This window comes from Bradyrhizobium sp. Mp27, from assembly GCF_029953005.1.
Taxonomy (GTDB): Bacteria; Pseudomonadota; Alphaproteobacteria; order Rhizobiales; family Xanthobacteraceae; genus Bradyrhizobium; species Bradyrhizobium barranii.
Window position 1 is genome coordinate 1 of the sequence record NZ_JASAUS010000162.1, and the last position, 14,562, is coordinate 14,562.

The following is a 14,562-nucleotide window of genomic DNA, read 5'->3' on the forward strand; positions in this document are numbered from 1 at the left end:
TTGCCGAAAGTCATCGCCGGTGTAAAGTTCATCGACGGAATCGAAGTCATTCCGAACACTGAAAGCCACGCCGCCTGATCAGGCCGCGTCACCCAAAATCAGCCATAGCTCAGTGACCGTGCACTACGAACGCAGCGCACCATTGGTTTTCTCTATCGAGCCATTGATCTTTTCTATCAAGAACACGATGCGCGCCTCGTTGCGCTCGGTGATCTCCACCGTGTCGCCCGTCTCGCGGATCAGGTTCGGAATGTCAATCACCGACAGCGGGTCGGTACAGTGTACTTCGAGCTGATCGCCCGGCTGCAATGGCTTCAGCGCCTTGCGCGTCTTCAGGGCAGGTAGCGGGCATTTCAGCCCGGTGAGATCGAGTGTGGTTCTGGTCATGGGCGCAACATGGCGGGGTGAGGCGATGGCGTCAACGCGAGGCCTCAGAGCAAATCCGCATAGGACAAGAAACCTACGCTCTGTCCCGGCTCGACACGTGTGATGTCGTCGCAGAGTTCGATGAGGCCATCGGTCTCGACCAGCGACGACAACAGGCCTGCGCCTTCGCGCGGAAACTTGACCGCTTCCAACGCACCGTCCTCTCCGCGCCGCAACGAGCTGCGAACATATTCGCGGCGGCCGATCTTCTTCTTGTAGGTGAACGCAGCACGCACCGGGATCGGCAACAGCGGCTCCGGCAGGCTGCCCGCAAGCGCCAGCACCGTCGGCCGCACCACATGGACGAAGGTGACGAAACTGGCGACGGGATTGCCGGGCAAGCCGATCAGCGGCGTGCCGCCGATGATGCCCATCGCCACGGGACGGCCGGGCTTGATCGCCATCCGCCACAGCACCAGCGAGCCGATGCTCTCGACCGCCGCCTTGACGTGGTCCTCCTCGCCGGTCGAGACGCCGCCGGTGGTGAGGATCAGATCGTGGCTGCCTGCAACCTGCTTCAATCCATCCGCGAGCGCATTGCGCTCGTCGCGCAAGATGCCGAGGTCGGAGACCTCACAGCCGAGGCGGCGCAGCATCGCCATCAGCATGAAGCGGTTGGAATCGAACAGCTGTGACGCCGCGCGCGGCTCGCCGGGCGAAGCCAGCTCGTCACCGGTCGAGAACACGGCGACACGGATACGCCTGACGACGTCGAGCCGGATCAGGCCGAATGCTGCAGCAAGCGCGACATGCTGCGGCCGCAGCCGCTGGCCGGCCCGCAGCGCGACGTGCCCTTGCGGAATGTCCTCGCCCGCCGGGCGGACATTCGCGCCGGGCTTCAGCCCCGGCGGCAGCACGATTCTGCCGGCCTCATCGAGGCGAACGTCTTCCTGCATGAAGACGGTCTCGGCGTCAGGCGGCATCGGCGCGCCCGTGAAGATGCGCACAGTGTGGCCGGCCTTGATCGGCGCCTGCGCAAGGCCGCCGGCCTGGATGCGGCCGTCGAGCGGGAATGCGCGTTCCGCGCTTTCCGGAAGGTCGGCGTTGCGCACGGCGTAACCGTCGACGGCGGAGTTGGTGAAGGGCGGCAGCGGCAGGGGCGCCGCGATATCACGCGCGAGCACGCGCCCATCGGCGTCAACGAGTGCCACGGTCTCGATATCGGCGATCGCATTGACGCGCGTGGTGATCAGACCAACGGCCTCGTCGACCGACATCATCGGTCCACCGAAGGCAAAGCAATCGTCCGACAGTTGCGCCATGGTGCCTCGTCAGCGTATCGCGGCGCTTTTTGCCACCGCTTCCTCGACCGGCATCGCCGCACGCAGCAGCAATGCCGCGGCGGCCTCGATATCATCGAGATGGACGGTCGGCAGGCGGGTTTCAATGGCGATGTCGGTCGCAATCCCGACAATCCCGGGATCATCGGGAAACAGCAACGGCTTGCCGTTGCCGGCGCGATGCACCTCGATCTTGCGGTGCGGCTCGCGCTTGAAGCCCTCGACCACGACGAGATCGACGGCTGACAGCTTGCTCAGAAGCTCCGGCAGCCGCGGTTCCTCGGCGCCGCGCAACTCATGCATCAGGGCCCAGCGGTTCGACGACGCAACCAGCACCTCGGCCGCGCCGGCCTCCCGGTGGCGCCAGGAATCCTTGCCGGGCACGTCGACGTCGAACTGGTGATGGGCATGCTTGATGACGGAGACGCGCAGGCCTTGCGCATTGAAATGCGGGATCAGCCGCGTCAACAGCGTGGTCTTGCCCGCACCGCTCCAACCCGCAAGGCCGATGACTTTCATCGCAACTCGATCTCCGCCAGCCGTGTCATGCGGCCGGAACCGCCTTCTCCATCGTCGTGAGCATGCTTATATCGGCTTGACCCGAATGTCATGCTAACGTCGCGGCCATGATGAAGATCGACAAAGCCCCGGTGCCCCTGATCGTTCCGAACCCTGACGACCCGCGCCTGACGGAGCGCGTGACCGGCACCGACCAGACCGGCGCCAAGGTCGAGATCAAGGTGCCGGTGGAACGGCCGCTGACGCTCTACCTGAATTCGCAGGAGATCGTCACCATGATGACGATCGGCGACTACCCGGAATATCTGGCGCTGGGCTATCTGCTCAACCAGAACATGCTGAAATATAATGACGAGGTCACCGAGGTCGAATACGACGACGACCTCCAGGTGGTGGTGGTGCGCACCTCACATCACACCAATTTCGAAGCCAAGCTGAAGAAGCGCACCCAGACCTCGGGCTGCGCGCAGGGCACCGCGTTCGGCGACCTGCTGGAGGCGGTCGAGAGCGTCGCGCTGCCGAAGGCGGAGCTGCGCACCTCCTGGCTCTACCAGATGACGCAGACCATCAACACCATGCCCTCGCTCTATCTGGAGGCCGGCGCGATCCATGGCTGCGTGCTGTGCAAGGAGGGCGAGCCGCTCTGCTACACCGAGGACGTCGGCCGTCACAACGCGGTCGACAAGATCGCGGGCTGGATGTACCGCCACGGCGTCGATGCCTCCGACAAGATCCTCTACACCACCGGACGGCTGACCTCGGAAATGGTGATCAAGACCGTGCGCATGGGCATTCCGATCCTGGTGTCGCGCTCCGGCTTCACCGCCTGGGGCGTCGATCTCGCTCGCCAGGTCGGACTGACGCTGGTCGGCCGCACGCGCGGTAAGCGCTTCATTGCGCTCGCGGGCGAAGAGCGGATCGTCTACGACCAGAACCTTGCTTACGTCGAGGAGGAGTCGGCGAAGCACAAACGCAAGGGTGAAGGTGGTGACGACTGACTTTCCGGCAACGCAGGGCGTGCTGCTCGCAGGCGGCCTCGCTCGGCGCATGGGCGGCGGCGACAAGCCGATGCGGACCATCGGCGGCCGCACCATCCTTGAGCGCGTGATCGCGCGATTGACGCCGCAATGCAGCGGATTGATCCTCAACGCGAATGGCGATCCCGCACGCTTCGCGGCGTTCGGCCTGCCCGTTGTCGCCGATGACGTACCCGGCTTCCCCGGGCCCCTCGCCGGCATTCTCGCCGCGCTCGACTGGACGGCGGCGCACCGGCCTGACATCGAATGGGTGCTGAGCGCCGCAGGCGACTGCCCGTTCCTGCCGCGCGATCTCGTGGCGCAGTTGCACGAGGCGCGGGAGCGCGAGAACGCACAGCTCGCGGTCGCCGCATCAGGCGACCAGTCGCATCCGGTGATCGGTCTGTGGCGCATCGCCTTGCGCGACGAGCTGCGTCACGCGCTGGTCGTCGAAGACCTCCGCAAGATCGACCGCTGGACCGCGCGCTATCCACTGGCGACGGTAACGTGGCCGGCCGAGCCGCTCGATCCGTTCTTCAACGCCAACACGGTCGAGGACATCGCCGAAGCCGAGCGGCTGGCCGCGCTGGATGCGGCCTCCTGACAAGAAGCGTCGGCGCAAGCGCGAGCAGGCGGTTCAAGCCGCCAGCGGCACTTCCCAGGCGTCGTAACCGTAGACCCAGCTCGTATCGGTGCGCTCCTTGAGCCAGATGTTGGCGCGCGAGGTCTCCTGCACCCGCGTCGTGCGCACCTTGCGGGTCGCCTCGAAGCGGCGGAACGCATTGGCGACGCCGTCGCGGCCGACACCGTCGAGGCAGCGCGACAGCACGGCGGCGTCCTCGATTGCCATGGCCGCGCCCTGCGCCATGTAAGGCGTCATCGGATGGCAGGCATCGCCGAGCAGCGTCACCTTGCCGTCGGCCCAGCGCTCCAGCGCGTTGCGGTCCATGATCGCCCATTTGTGCACGTCGGGACAGGCGGCGAGCACCTGAGTGACCTGCGGATGAAAGCCTTCGAATGATGCGCGCAGATCGCGCACGTCGCCCTTCGCCGACCAGGACTCGATGCGAAAGTCCGGCTCGGGCTGACTGGTGACGAGATAGACCTCGCTGCGGTCAGGCTTGACGTAATAGATCACGATGTGGCGGTCCTCGCCCCACCATTTGGTGCAGTCGTCGATCCCTGCGCCGCCGAGCAGCGCGGCGGGATAGGTGGTGCGATAGGCGATGCGGCCGGTGAATTTGGCCGGCGCGGTGTCGAACAGGAGATCACGGACCGTCGAATGGACGCCGTCCGCGCCAACCACGGCATCGGCCATGGCACGCGTGCCATCGGCAAAGGTCAGCCGGACACCATCGCCGGTCTGGTCGAGACCGACGAGCTTGTGATTGAGCCTTACAAATTCGTTCGGCACCACGCTCGCCAGCGCCACATGGAGATCGCCGCGATGGGCGAGCAGATAGGGCGCGCCGAACTTCTCTTCCGCGCTCTCGCCAAAAATCATGTCGAACTTGATGTCGCCGCTCTTCCAGTCGCGGTTGTTCCAGGAGCGTGGATAGAACGAGTGCTCGCGCATCCGCGCCTCCAGCCCCAGCGCGCGCAACACCTTCATGGCGTTGCAGCCGATCTGGATGCCGGCGCCGATGCGGGCGAACTGGGAAGCCTGCTCGTAGACCATCACATCGATGCCGACGCGCCGAAGCGCCGCGGCCGTCGCAAGCCCGCCCATGCCGGCACCGACGATCGCAACCGAAAGCGGCCTTGCCATCGCATCCCCCACCCCGTCGCGCGGCTTGAACGCCGCGTCGTCGATCATGCTGGCCGGAAGCCCGCCCGCTCCAGCGCCGTACGCGCCTCATCCGAGCCGAGTGCGTCGAGAAAGGCCTGCACGGCCGGCCGCTGCTTGCGCGCCGTCACCAGCGCGAAATCATAATGCTCTTCCGCGAGCGGAATGAAACCGAGGCCGACAGCATGGGCGACCGGCGCAATGGTCATGCCCCAGTCGGCGCGGTGCTGCGCGACAGCCGCAGCCACGGCATTGTGCGAGCGCGGCTGGTTCCAGTAACCTTCCGGGCGCGCACCGCCGAGCAGCCGGTCGATCAGGATGCGCGTGCCGGCGCCCTGGTTGCGGTTGACCATGATGCAGGCGGGGTCCGCGAGCGCGGCGGCAACGGCTTCCTTCGCGCCGAGCCCCTCGAAACGCTTGTCGCCCTTCCGGAACACGATGCCCTGCATCCGCCGCCAGCCCGGCACGAGCTGAAGCCCCTCAACGAGGTAAGGCGTGTTGTAGGTCTCGCTCTTGTCGTCGAACAGATGGATCGGCGCGAGATCGCATTCGCCGCGCTTCGCCGCCGCAAGTCCGCCAAGGCTGCCGACCGCGATCGAGCGCACGGTCAGCCCCGCATGCGCGAGTTGCGCCGTGACGAGATCGAGGCCGGTGCAATGGCTGCCGACGATGACGAGATCGGGCACCCGCACATGCGGCGTGAACAGCGTCACCTCGGCGTTGGTCCCCGCCGGCATCTGGTCGGCGAGCGCGTCGATGCGCAGAAAACCATCGGCCTGCGCGAACGACGTGATCGCACCCGACCCCTTGCCTGAGGGATAGGCGATCAGGCCGTCCTTGCCGCCGACCAGCGAGACCATGACGAACTCGGTGCGGCCGAGCTCGGAGGCGATGCGCACAGGCACGGTCGCGCTTACCTTGGCATCGGAGCGCGGCGGCAGCCCGGCCATCCTGCGCAGCACCGGCACGATCATGTCGTGGAAGGTGAACATCGCCGAGGTCGGAAAGCCCGGCAGGATCACCACCGGCTTGCCGTCGCACACCGCAAGGCACAGTGGCTTGCCGGGCTTGAGCGCGACGCCGTGCGCGATGATGCCCGGCTGGCCGAGCCGGCCGATGATGCGGTGGGACACGTCACCCGCGCCCTTCGAGGTGCCGCCCGAGAGCACCAGCATGTCGGCGTCCGCCAGCGCGCGGCGCATGGCGGCTTCGAGTTTTGCCTCATCGTCGGGAATGGCGCCGAGGAACACCGCCTCGCCGCCGTTCTCGTCGATCGCGGCGGCGACGATGGCGCCGTTGGTGTCGTAGATCGCAGCCGGCGCGAGCGCCTCGCCGGGCTGAACCAATTCGTCACCGGTGGAGATCACGGCAACACGCGGCTTGCGCGCGACAGTCACCTCGGCAATGCCGCAAGCCGCCAGCATGCCTATCTCGCGCGAGCCGACCATCGTGCCGGCGCGCAGCAGCGCCTCGCCGCGCGCGATGTCGGAGCCTGCGTAGGACACGAACTGTCCGGGCGAAACGGCTCGCCGGACGTCGATCGCATCGGACCCGGCGGGCTGGGTATGCTCGACCATGACGATGGCGTCGGCGCCGCGCGGTAGCGGCCCGCCGGTTGCGATCGGCGTTGCGGTTCCCGTCGCCACTTGCAGCTTCGGCGCGGTGCCGCAGTGAATGGTCTCGCCGTTCAGCGCAAGGCGAACGGGCGCGCCTTCGCCGGCCGCGGCGAGATCGGCCGAGCGCACGGCAAAGCCGTCAACGTTGGAACGGTCGAACGGCGGAACGTCGATCGGCGCCGTGATGTCTTCGGCGAGCGCCGCGCCGAGCGCATCGGCAACCTTGCGCGCCTCGCTCGGGACCGCGCGCGGGAACAACGCAGCTTCAAAGCGCGCCAGCGCGTCCTCGCGCGAGAGGATCTTGAGGAACTGCTCCTGTTCGAGCGCGCTGCGGTCTTGCGATTGCGGGATCATCGTCATGCCAAACCCATATCACTTCCGCATCAGATAGGCATCGACCGGCGTCCCTGCCGCAAATCCCTCGTGGCTGGCGGGAACGAGCAGCCATGCATCGGCCCGGGCAATGGCCTGAAGCGGCCATTCCCCCACCGCAAGCGGGAGCCACGCATGATGTTCCTCGGCCAGCAGGGCGATTTCGGCGATGCCGACACTGGATGCGATTTTTCGCGCAAGCGGCAAGGTCGTGCGGCGGCGCAACTGCCGCGCCGACAGCCGATCGACGAGCGGCAGCACGAGCGCGAGCCAGGCGGCAAGCGCATGATCGGGCGAGCCGGGCAAGGCGACGATTGGAACCGGTCCGAGCCGCCCGACCGCGGCGGTGCGTCCGGGCTGGAGCGCGAGGCCATGGGCGAGCGCGTCACCATGCCGGGCGAGCGCGCTGACCGCGGCATCCCGGCGGCCGGTGCCGCTGCCGCCGACCGTCACGACGAGATCGCAGGCGAGATCGCCGAGCGCTTCCGCGATCGATGCCGCATCTCGCGCGGCCGCTTCGCGCGCTTGCACCTGCAGCCCTGCCGCGCGCGCGATCTCGGCAATCATGTGCGCCGTCACGGCCGCACCCGGCACGTTAACGATGCACAGCCGCGGCCGCCGTACGCCCAGCTTTTCAACACCGGCGGCGCGCGCGAGCAGTAAGGCGGCAGGATGGATCAAATGCCCTTCCGCCACGGCAGGCGCCCGCCCGGCGATGTCGCTTCCGGCGCGCCTGACGCCCTGTCCGGGCACGCCCTCCGCCAGCACCTGGGCGAGTCGCCCCGACACCTCGACTGCGTCGGCATCGAGCACACAATCACACCGCGGCGGCATCGCGTCGCCGGCATCGACCCAAACGGGCGCCGTCGTCAGAGGCAGCGGCGAATAGGCGGACGCACCGACAATATCGTTGGCGCAGAGCGCCCAGCCATCCGCAGCGGCGATGTCGCGCGGCGGAGACGCCGCAAGCAGCGGCGTCCCTGCCGCGATGCAGCCGGCGGCCTCCGTCAGGGGCAACTCGATCGTCGCGATCGGATCAACGCCTCGCAGCAACGCGGCGAGCGCAGTGTCGAGCGGCGTCAGCGATGGCGGCAGGCGCTGGGTCATGCGCCATGATGGACCATGCATCGCCCGGTTTGGCAACCGCCGGCGATGCGAAGGTCAGCCGCCGGACTTGGCCGCATTGGGGAAGAACAGCTGCTGTCCGTCGACCTTGTAGCCGGCGATCGCCGCCTGCCCCTCCGGCGAGATCAGCCAGTCGATGAAGGTCTGCCCCAGCTCCTTCTTCACGTTCGGAAACTTTTCCGGGTTCACCAGCATCGCGCCGTACTGATTGAGCAGCCGCTTGTCGCCTTCGACGACGATGTCGAGATCGCCGCGATCCTTGAAGGCGATCCAGCTGCCGCGGTCGGACAGCACATAGGCGTTCGCCGTGCGCGCCGCGTCGAGGGCTGCGTCCATCCCTTGCTTGACTTCGCGATACCATGCGCCCTTGGCAGCGGCGATATCGATGCCGGCGACGATCCAGAGCGCGAGCTCCGCGGCATGGGTGCCCGAGCGATCTCCGCGCGTCACGAACGGCGCGCCCTTGGCCTCGATCGCCTTCAGCGCGGTGGCGATGTCCTTGCCTTTCACGGCGGCGGGATCGCTCTTCGGTCCGATCAGCACATAGTCGTTGTACATCACGTCAAAGCGCTTCACGCCAAAACCGTCGGCGACGAACTTCTCCTCCTGCGGCCGTGCGTGCATCAGCACGACGTCGACCTCGCCCCTCCGCGCCCCGTCGAGCACTTCATCGGCGCGCCGCACGATCACCGTCACCTCGATGCCGGTCTTCTCGCGGAAGATCGGCAGCAGATGATCGAGCAGGCCGGACTCCTGTGTCGCCGTGGTCGAGGCCAGCACGATCGCGCGGTCCTCCGCAAATGACGCCGCCACGCCCGCGGCGAGGCCGCAGAGAAGCGCGAGTGCAACGGACAGGCGGCGGACGGCCATGATCGGGTTCCCATTGGCTATGACGCAATCATGATGATGATCGATTGCGCCACACTCGTGACGCGTTTGCTCATTGCGCTCCCCACTCGGGACATTTCGGCAATGCGGCGCGCGCGATACGCCCATTGCAATTGCGAGCGCGACGGCCGCAAGGCCCGCGCCACGCGCGCGCTTCAGGATCGTTCACCAAAGCAGAGATCGCGCGTGAGGATGTGTTGCAAAGCAGCGAGATGATCGGGCATGGTCCTGGCGGACGTAAATTGAAATGCAGAATTCCACCTGCGTCGAACGCCAAAAAGAAGCAAGAATTTGCATAGGAATGCAGGATGGAATTCCTGACGACCAGCGAAGCCGCCGACTACCTTCGGCTCGGCGAACGCAAGCTCTACGAACTCGTCACCACCGGCGCGATTCCCTGCACCAAAGTGACCGGGAAGTGGCTCTTCCCGCGGCACGAGCTCGACCTCTGGGTCCTGTCGGGACTGGCGCGTCCGGCTGGCATGCTGACTGCGGAGCCGCCACCGGTCGTGGGCGGCAGCCAGGACGAGCTTTTGGACTGGAGCCTGCGTGAATCCGGCTCGGGCCTGGGATCGATGAGCGAGGGCAGCGCGCGCGGGCTCGAGCGCTTGCAACGCGACGAGGTGATGGCCGCGGCGGTGCACTTCCACAGCCTGGAGGCCGACGGCAATCTTGCCTCCGACGCCAGTGCGACGACGCTGCGTGACGCGCCTGACCTGCATGATGCGTTGCTGGTCGCATTCGTCCGCCGCGAGCAGGGTCTCGTGCTGCCGCCGGGCAATCCGAAACGGCTGCGCGGCCTCTCCGACGTGCTCGCGCTCGGTGTCAGGATGGCGATGCGACAACAGGGCACAGGCGCGCAGATGCTGCTCGACGTGCTGTTGAAGCGCGCCGGCGCCTCGACGCGCGATCTGCGCCGGGTCGAGACGCCGGCCCTCACCGGGCCGGATCTCGCCGAGATCGTCCGCGCGGGACAGGCCGATTGCGGAATCGCGACGCGTGCGGCGGCGCGCTCGGCCGGACTCGATTTCGTGCCGCTGGTCTGGGAGAATTTTGATCTCGCAATGCGGCAACGCAGCTACTTCCGCCCGCCGATGCAGGCCCTGATCCGGTTCCTCAGCGAAAGGCGGCTGCGGCAGCGCGCCGAGGAGCTGACCGGCTACGATCCCTCGCCGGCTGGGCAGATCCGCTTCGCGGCCTGACGTTGACGCCCGCCCCCAAATAGTTGCAAAAGAAACCAATTCAGCCGGGCCATACCCGGGCAACACCGGCCAACGAGCCGGATCAGGGGAGGACAAGCGTGAATCCAACGAGATTTGGACTGCCGGTCGCGACCGGCTTTGTAGCGACGTTCCTGGCGGCGGCACTGCTGCCGGGTACGGCGTCGGCGCAGGTTTCCGACGACATCGTCAAGATCGGCGTGCTCACCGACATGAACGGCCCCGCCTCCGCGCCGACCGGCCAGGGTTCGGTGACGGCGGCGCAGATGGCGATCGACGATTTCGGCGGCAAAGTGCTCGGCAAGCCGATCAGCATCGTGATCGGCGACCACCAGCTCAAGGCCGATATCGGCGGCGGCATCGCGCGGCGCTGGTACGACGTTGATCAGGTCGACCTGATCGTCGACGTGCCCGTCTCGGCCGTCGGACTCGCGGTGCAGAACGTCGCCAACGAGAAGAAGCGGCTGTTCATCACCCACTCCACCGGCACCGCGGATTTTCACGGCAAGTTCTGCTCGCCCTACGCGATCCAGTGGGTGTTCGACACCCGCGCGCTCGCGGTCGGCACCGCGGATGCGGTGGTCAAGCGCGGCGGCGACAGCTGGTTCTTCATCACCGACGACTACGCCTTCGGCCATTCGCTGGAGCGCGACGCCTCCAGCGTCGTCACTGCCAATGGCGGCAAGGTACTGGGCTCGGTGCGGCCGCCCTTAGCAACCCCCGACCTCTCCTCCTTCGTGCTGCAGGCGCAGGCCTCCAAGGCCAAGATCATCGGCATTGCCGCGGGTCCCCCGAACAACATGAACGAGATCAAGACCGGCTCGGAGTTCGGCGTGTTCAAGGGCGGCCAGCAGATGGCGGCGCTGCTGGCGCTGATCACCGACATCCACGGCCTCGGCCTGCAGGCCGCCCAAGGGCTGTTGCTGACGACGTCGTTCTATTGGGACATGGACGACAAGACCCGGGAATGGTCGAAGCGCTATTTCGCCAAGATGAACAAGATGCCGTCGATGTGGCAGGCCGGCGTCTATTCGAGCGTGATGCACTACCTCAACGCCATCAAGGAGACCGGCACCGACGATCCGCTCAAGGTCGCGGCGAAGATGCGGGAAAAGCCGATCGAGGATTTCTTCGCCCGCAACGGCAAACTGCGCGAGGACAATCTGATGGTGCACGACCTCTGGCTGGTACAGGTGAAGACGCCGGAGGAGAGCAAATATCCGTGGGACTATTACAAGATCCTCACGACCATCTCGGGCGACAAGGCGTTCGGGCCGCCCGACCCGGCGTGTCCGCTGGTGAAGAAGTGATGCGGTAGCGAAGCGCAAGAGAAGTCGTCATGGCCGGGCTTGTCCCGGCCATCCACGATCTTTCGTACGGCGCCAAGAACGTGGATGCCCGGGACAAGCCCGGGCATGACGACTGTCGATGCAGTCGCGCGCTATTTCACCACCCCGATCTCGCGAAAATACTTCATCACGCCCGGATGGATCAGCTCCGGCTTCGGCGCTGCCGCGACCGTGTTCGACGCCGTGGTCTCGCAGGCTTGCGCGAGCTGCTTGCGGAATGTCGCCTCGACGCCGTGCAGCGTCTTCGCGAGGCGATAGGCGACGTCATCGGGCAGGTCCTCGCGCGTGAGGACGAAACTCCACGAGCCGAGCGAGGCGATCGGCTCGGCCTGCTTCGGATAGGAGCCGGCCGGCACGGTGAGCGGCTTCAGGAATGCATGCTTGGCGCGAATGCGCGTGATCTCGTCGGCGCTAGGCGCAATGAAGCGCGCGCCTGACGCGCTCGAGGCCACCGCGGCAAAGCCGGGCCAGCCGATGCCGGCGCCCCACAACGCGGCAACGCGGCCGTCCTCGACCATCGCAGGGCCATCGCCGGCGCGGTCGAGATAGATCGCCTTGAAGTCCTCGTCCTGCTTGAGGCCGAGACCATCGAGCACGTAACGCGCCAGGATCGGCAGGCCCGAGCCCTTGGCGCCGAACGCGACGGGCTGGCCGACGAGATCGCGAATGGTCTTGTACGGGCTGTCCGCCCGCACCACGAACATGCCGGGGTTGGAATAGATCGCGGTGAGGATCTTCAACCGCACAGGCGCGCGGCCGATGCCGGCAAAGGCCTCGTAGGCCGGCTCGCCCGCGACCAGCGCGAGATCGAGCTCGCCCTTCTCCAGCAGCGGAATGTTCTCGTTGCTGCCCTTGGTGTTGCGGGGCGCGATGGTGATTTGCGGATCGGCCGCGTTCATCGCTTCCGCAAAGGCGTTGCCATAGAGCGGAAAGCCGCCGCCGGGCGTCGCGGTGCCCAGGCTGAGTGTCGTGGTCGGAATGGCGTTGCCTCCGGTTTGAGCAGCGGCGGGGCTTGCGAGTGGATTTGCGAGCAGCGCCGCGCCGAGAAGGATTGTGATTGCGAATCTCATGATGAGTCCCGGCCGCCCCGCGTCAACATCGACTTGCGGCGATGTAGGCAGCGGGCGGTTTTTGTGAAAGCATGCAGCCCAACGACAATAGAACAATGGGAGACGTCATGTTGCGAATTTTGCGTAACACTGTTTTTGGGCTGCTTTTTCTTTCAACTCTCCTCAACGCCTCCCCTCCCGCCTCCGCCGCCGGCTACCCCGACCGCCCCGTGCACTGGATGATCGGCTTCGCCGCCGGCGGCCCGGTCGACATCGTGGCGCGGATCATGGCGCAGGCGCTCTCGGATCGCCTCGGCCAGCAATTCATCGTCGAGAACCGCGCCGGCTCCGGCGGCAACATCGCGGCCGGCGCCGCGATCAACGCGCCCGCGGACGGCTACACGCTGCTGTTCGTCGCGCCCAACAACGCGATCTCGACCTCGCTCTACAAGAAGCTGCCGTTCGACTTCCTGCGTGACACCGTGCCGGTCGCGAGCATCATGCAGCTCACCAACATGCTGGTCGTCTCCAACGCGTTTCCCGCGAAGACGGTCCAGGAGTTCATCGACTACTGCAAGGCCAATCCCGGCAAGATCTCGTTCGCCTCGTCCGGCAACGGCACCTCGGTGCACATGTCGGCGGAGCTGTTCAAGGTGATGACCAAGTGCGACATGGTGCACGTGCCCTATCGCGGCTCGGCCATCGCCTTCCCCGACATCATCTCCAACAAGGTGCAGCTGATCTTCGATAACCTGCCCTCCGCGCTCGAGCAGTCGCGCGGCGGCACTGTCCGCGCCATCGGCGTGACCTCGCCGCAGCGCTGGCCAACCGTGCCCGACGTGCCGGCGATCGCCGAGACCGTGCCGGGCTTCGAATCGGTCGGCTTCTACGGCATCTCCGCGCCGAAGGGCACGCCGCCCGAGGTGATCGAGATCCTCAACAAGGCCGTCGGCGAAGCCCTGAAGGACCCGAAGGTCATCGCGCGGCTGACCGAGAATGGCGGCATCCCGAAGCCGATGACGCCCGCCGAGTTCGGCAAGCTGGTCGCCGACGAGACCGAGAAGTGGAAGAAGGTGGTGGAGTTCGCCGGGGTTTCGGTGGACTAGGGGTGGCCCTCCGCGGCGCGCCGTAGCTCGCCGGCAAAGCATTCGGAGGGACCTGCAGGCCCCTCCAGAATCAAAATGTGCGAAAACAACCCCATGCACAGTAGAAAAGTCACGTGATCACAATGGGTTACGGAAGCGAAAAAACGAGCCTTCGCAAGCCGATTTGACTCGTCGGGCAAAACAGGAGCATAAGGCCATCATCGCCAGTTTCGGTAATTCGAAAATAATCGTCAATGCTGCGCCGGGGGTTTCCGTCCACCAGAGCCAGCATTGCACCCCCGCCTCCATCCCTGTAAACGAACCGCGCACCGTTGCCGGCCGCGTAGTCCCGCGGCCGTCCCGCGGCGGGGCCTGTAGCTCAATGGTTAGAGCCGGCCGCTCATAACGGTCTGGTTGCAGGTTCGAGTCCTGCCGGGCCCACCAGTGTTTTCAGGGGGTTGCGTGGCCTGGTCTCGCTTCGCTCTTTCTTCAGCCAATGGAATAACCAAAGCAACGTTCTTCTTTGGTCTCGCATGATTTCCGATGGCGTTTGCCGCGCCCTGCAAATGATCGGGATGATGATGGCCATAGACTTCGCGAAGCGTCTTTTCGCTCATGCCCAAGAAACCGGCCGCCTCCCAAAGCGGGGCGCCAGACTGCATCAGCCAAGTCGCTGCGGTGTGCCGCAGTGTGTGGGGAGTAACGTTGCCAATCTTCAGGTTGTGTTTCGGCATGGAATAAGGACCCCGTTTTCGGGGTGATCGGCATCCAATCGGGACCCCGGGATAAGGGTCCACAGTGGCTTCCATCGAGTCATGGAAGCCGAGGTTG

Annotated in this window: 13 protein-coding genes, 1 tRNA gene and 1 pseudogene; 6 read left to right on the top strand and 9 right to left on the bottom strand. The window is 66.1% G+C overall.

Annotated elements, in window-relative coordinates; translation table 11 throughout:
- Positions 1 to 123: 123 nt before the first annotated feature.
- Genes QJT78_RS42310 through mobB form a run of 3 tightly spaced genes read right to left on the bottom strand, consistent with a single transcriptional unit; the run spans position 124 to position 2,225 of the window.
- A complete protein-coding gene (locus QJT78_RS42310) occupies positions 124 to 387 on the bottom strand; it encodes a sulfurtransferase TusA family protein (protein WP_014497569.1) in 264 nt (87 codons plus the stop codon).
- A 44-nt stretch (positions 388 to 431) separates the two neighbouring features.
- A complete protein-coding gene (gene glp / locus QJT78_RS42315) occupies positions 432 to 1,688 on the bottom strand; it encodes a gephyrin-like molybdotransferase Glp (RefSeq protein ID WP_028150331.1) in 1,257 nt (418 codons plus the stop codon).
- Between the two features lie 9 nt (positions 1,689 to 1,697).
- Positions 1,698 to 2,225, bottom strand: a complete 528-nt coding sequence (gene mobB / locus QJT78_RS42320) for a molybdopterin-guanine dinucleotide biosynthesis protein B (RefSeq protein ID WP_038943987.1) — start codon at positions 2,223 to 2,225, stop codon at positions 1,698 to 1,700.
- 107 nt (positions 2,226 to 2,332) lie between these two features.
- Here mobB and fdhD point away from each other — a divergent pair, with 107 nt between their 5' ends.
- A complete protein-coding gene (fdhD, locus tag QJT78_RS42325) occupies positions 2,333 to 3,223 on the top strand; it encodes a formate dehydrogenase accessory sulfurtransferase FdhD (RefSeq protein ID WP_028150329.1) in 891 nt (296 codons plus the stop codon).
- Positions 3,210 to 3,845, top strand: coding sequence for a molybdenum cofactor guanylyltransferase MobA (gene mobA, locus QJT78_RS42330; RefSeq protein WP_049807765.1), 636 nt, complete (start codon positions 3,210 to 3,212; stop codon positions 3,843 to 3,845). The genes fdhD and mobA overlap by 14 nt, the downstream gene beginning before the upstream one ends.
- Before the next feature lie 33 nt (positions 3,846 to 3,878).
- Here mobA and QJT78_RS42335 read toward each other — a convergent pair whose 3' ends face one another.
- The 4 genes from QJT78_RS42335 to QJT78_RS42350 are packed head-to-tail and all read right to left on the bottom strand — an operon-like array spanning position 3,879 to position 9,010.
- Complete coding sequence (locus tag QJT78_RS42335; protein ID WP_281460587.1) at positions 3,879 to 5,057, bottom strand: FAD-dependent monooxygenase; 1,179 nt, start codon at positions 5,055 to 5,057, stop codon at positions 3,879 to 3,881.
- Positions 5,054 to 7,003, bottom strand: a complete 1,950-nt coding sequence (locus tag QJT78_RS42340; RefSeq protein WP_038943988.1) for a molybdopterin biosynthesis protein — start codon at positions 7,001 to 7,003, stop codon at positions 5,054 to 5,056. Before QJT78_RS42340 ends, QJT78_RS42335 begins: the two co-directional genes overlap by 4 nt.
- 12 nt (positions 7,004 to 7,015) lie before the next feature.
- Positions 7,016 to 8,122 (bottom strand): molybdopterin-binding protein, encoded by a 1,107-nt coding sequence (locus QJT78_RS42345; RefSeq protein WP_281460588.1) that lies wholly within the window; start codon positions 8,120 to 8,122, stop codon positions 7,016 to 7,018.
- 54 nt (positions 8,123 to 8,176) lie between these two features.
- The gene (locus tag QJT78_RS42350; protein ID WP_028150324.1) at positions 8,177 to 9,010 is read right to left on the bottom strand and encodes a substrate-binding domain-containing protein; all 834 of its coding nucleotides are present in this window, start codon (positions 9,008 to 9,010) and stop codon (positions 8,177 to 8,179) included.
- A 326-nt stretch (positions 9,011 to 9,336) separates the two neighbouring features.
- Here QJT78_RS42350 and QJT78_RS42355 point away from each other — a divergent pair, with 326 nt between their 5' ends.
- Complete coding sequence (locus QJT78_RS42355; RefSeq protein WP_028150323.1) at positions 9,337 to 10,230, top strand: helix-turn-helix transcriptional regulator; 894 nt, start codon at positions 9,337 to 9,339, stop codon at positions 10,228 to 10,230.
- 98 nt (positions 10,231 to 10,328) lie between these two features.
- Positions 10,329 to 11,558 carry an ABC transporter substrate-binding protein gene (locus QJT78_RS42360; protein WP_028150322.1) on the top strand — a complete coding sequence of 410 codons (1,230 nt, stop codon included), beginning with the start codon at positions 10,329 to 10,331 and terminating at the stop codon, positions 11,556 to 11,558.
- Positions 11,559 to 11,689: 131 nt separating this feature from the next.
- On the opposite strand, the gene QJT78_RS42365 is transcribed toward QJT78_RS42360, so the two are convergent.
- Positions 11,690 to 12,667 (bottom strand): TAXI family TRAP transporter solute-binding subunit, encoded by a 978-nt coding sequence (locus QJT78_RS42365; RefSeq protein WP_028150321.1) that lies wholly within the window; start codon positions 12,665 to 12,667, stop codon positions 11,690 to 11,692.
- A 107-nt stretch (positions 12,668 to 12,774) separates the two neighbouring features.
- Between QJT78_RS42365 and QJT78_RS42370 the strand changes: the two genes are divergently transcribed.
- Positions 12,775 to 13,752 carry a tripartite tricarboxylate transporter substrate binding protein gene (locus QJT78_RS42370; protein ID WP_038943991.1) on the top strand — a complete coding sequence of 326 codons (978 nt, stop codon included), beginning with the start codon at positions 12,775 to 12,777 and terminating at the stop codon, positions 13,750 to 13,752.
- 347 nt (positions 13,753 to 14,099) lie between these two features.
- Positions 14,100 to 14,175, top strand: a tRNA-Ile gene (locus QJT78_RS42375).
- Between the two features lie 143 nt (positions 14,176 to 14,318).
- Here the strand turns inward: QJT78_RS42375 and QJT78_RS53285 are convergent.
- Positions 14,319 to 14,540: pseudogene (locus tag QJT78_RS53285) on the bottom strand (tyrosine-type recombinase/integrase); the annotation flags it as partial.
- Positions 14,541 to 14,562: the final 22 nt, after the last annotated feature.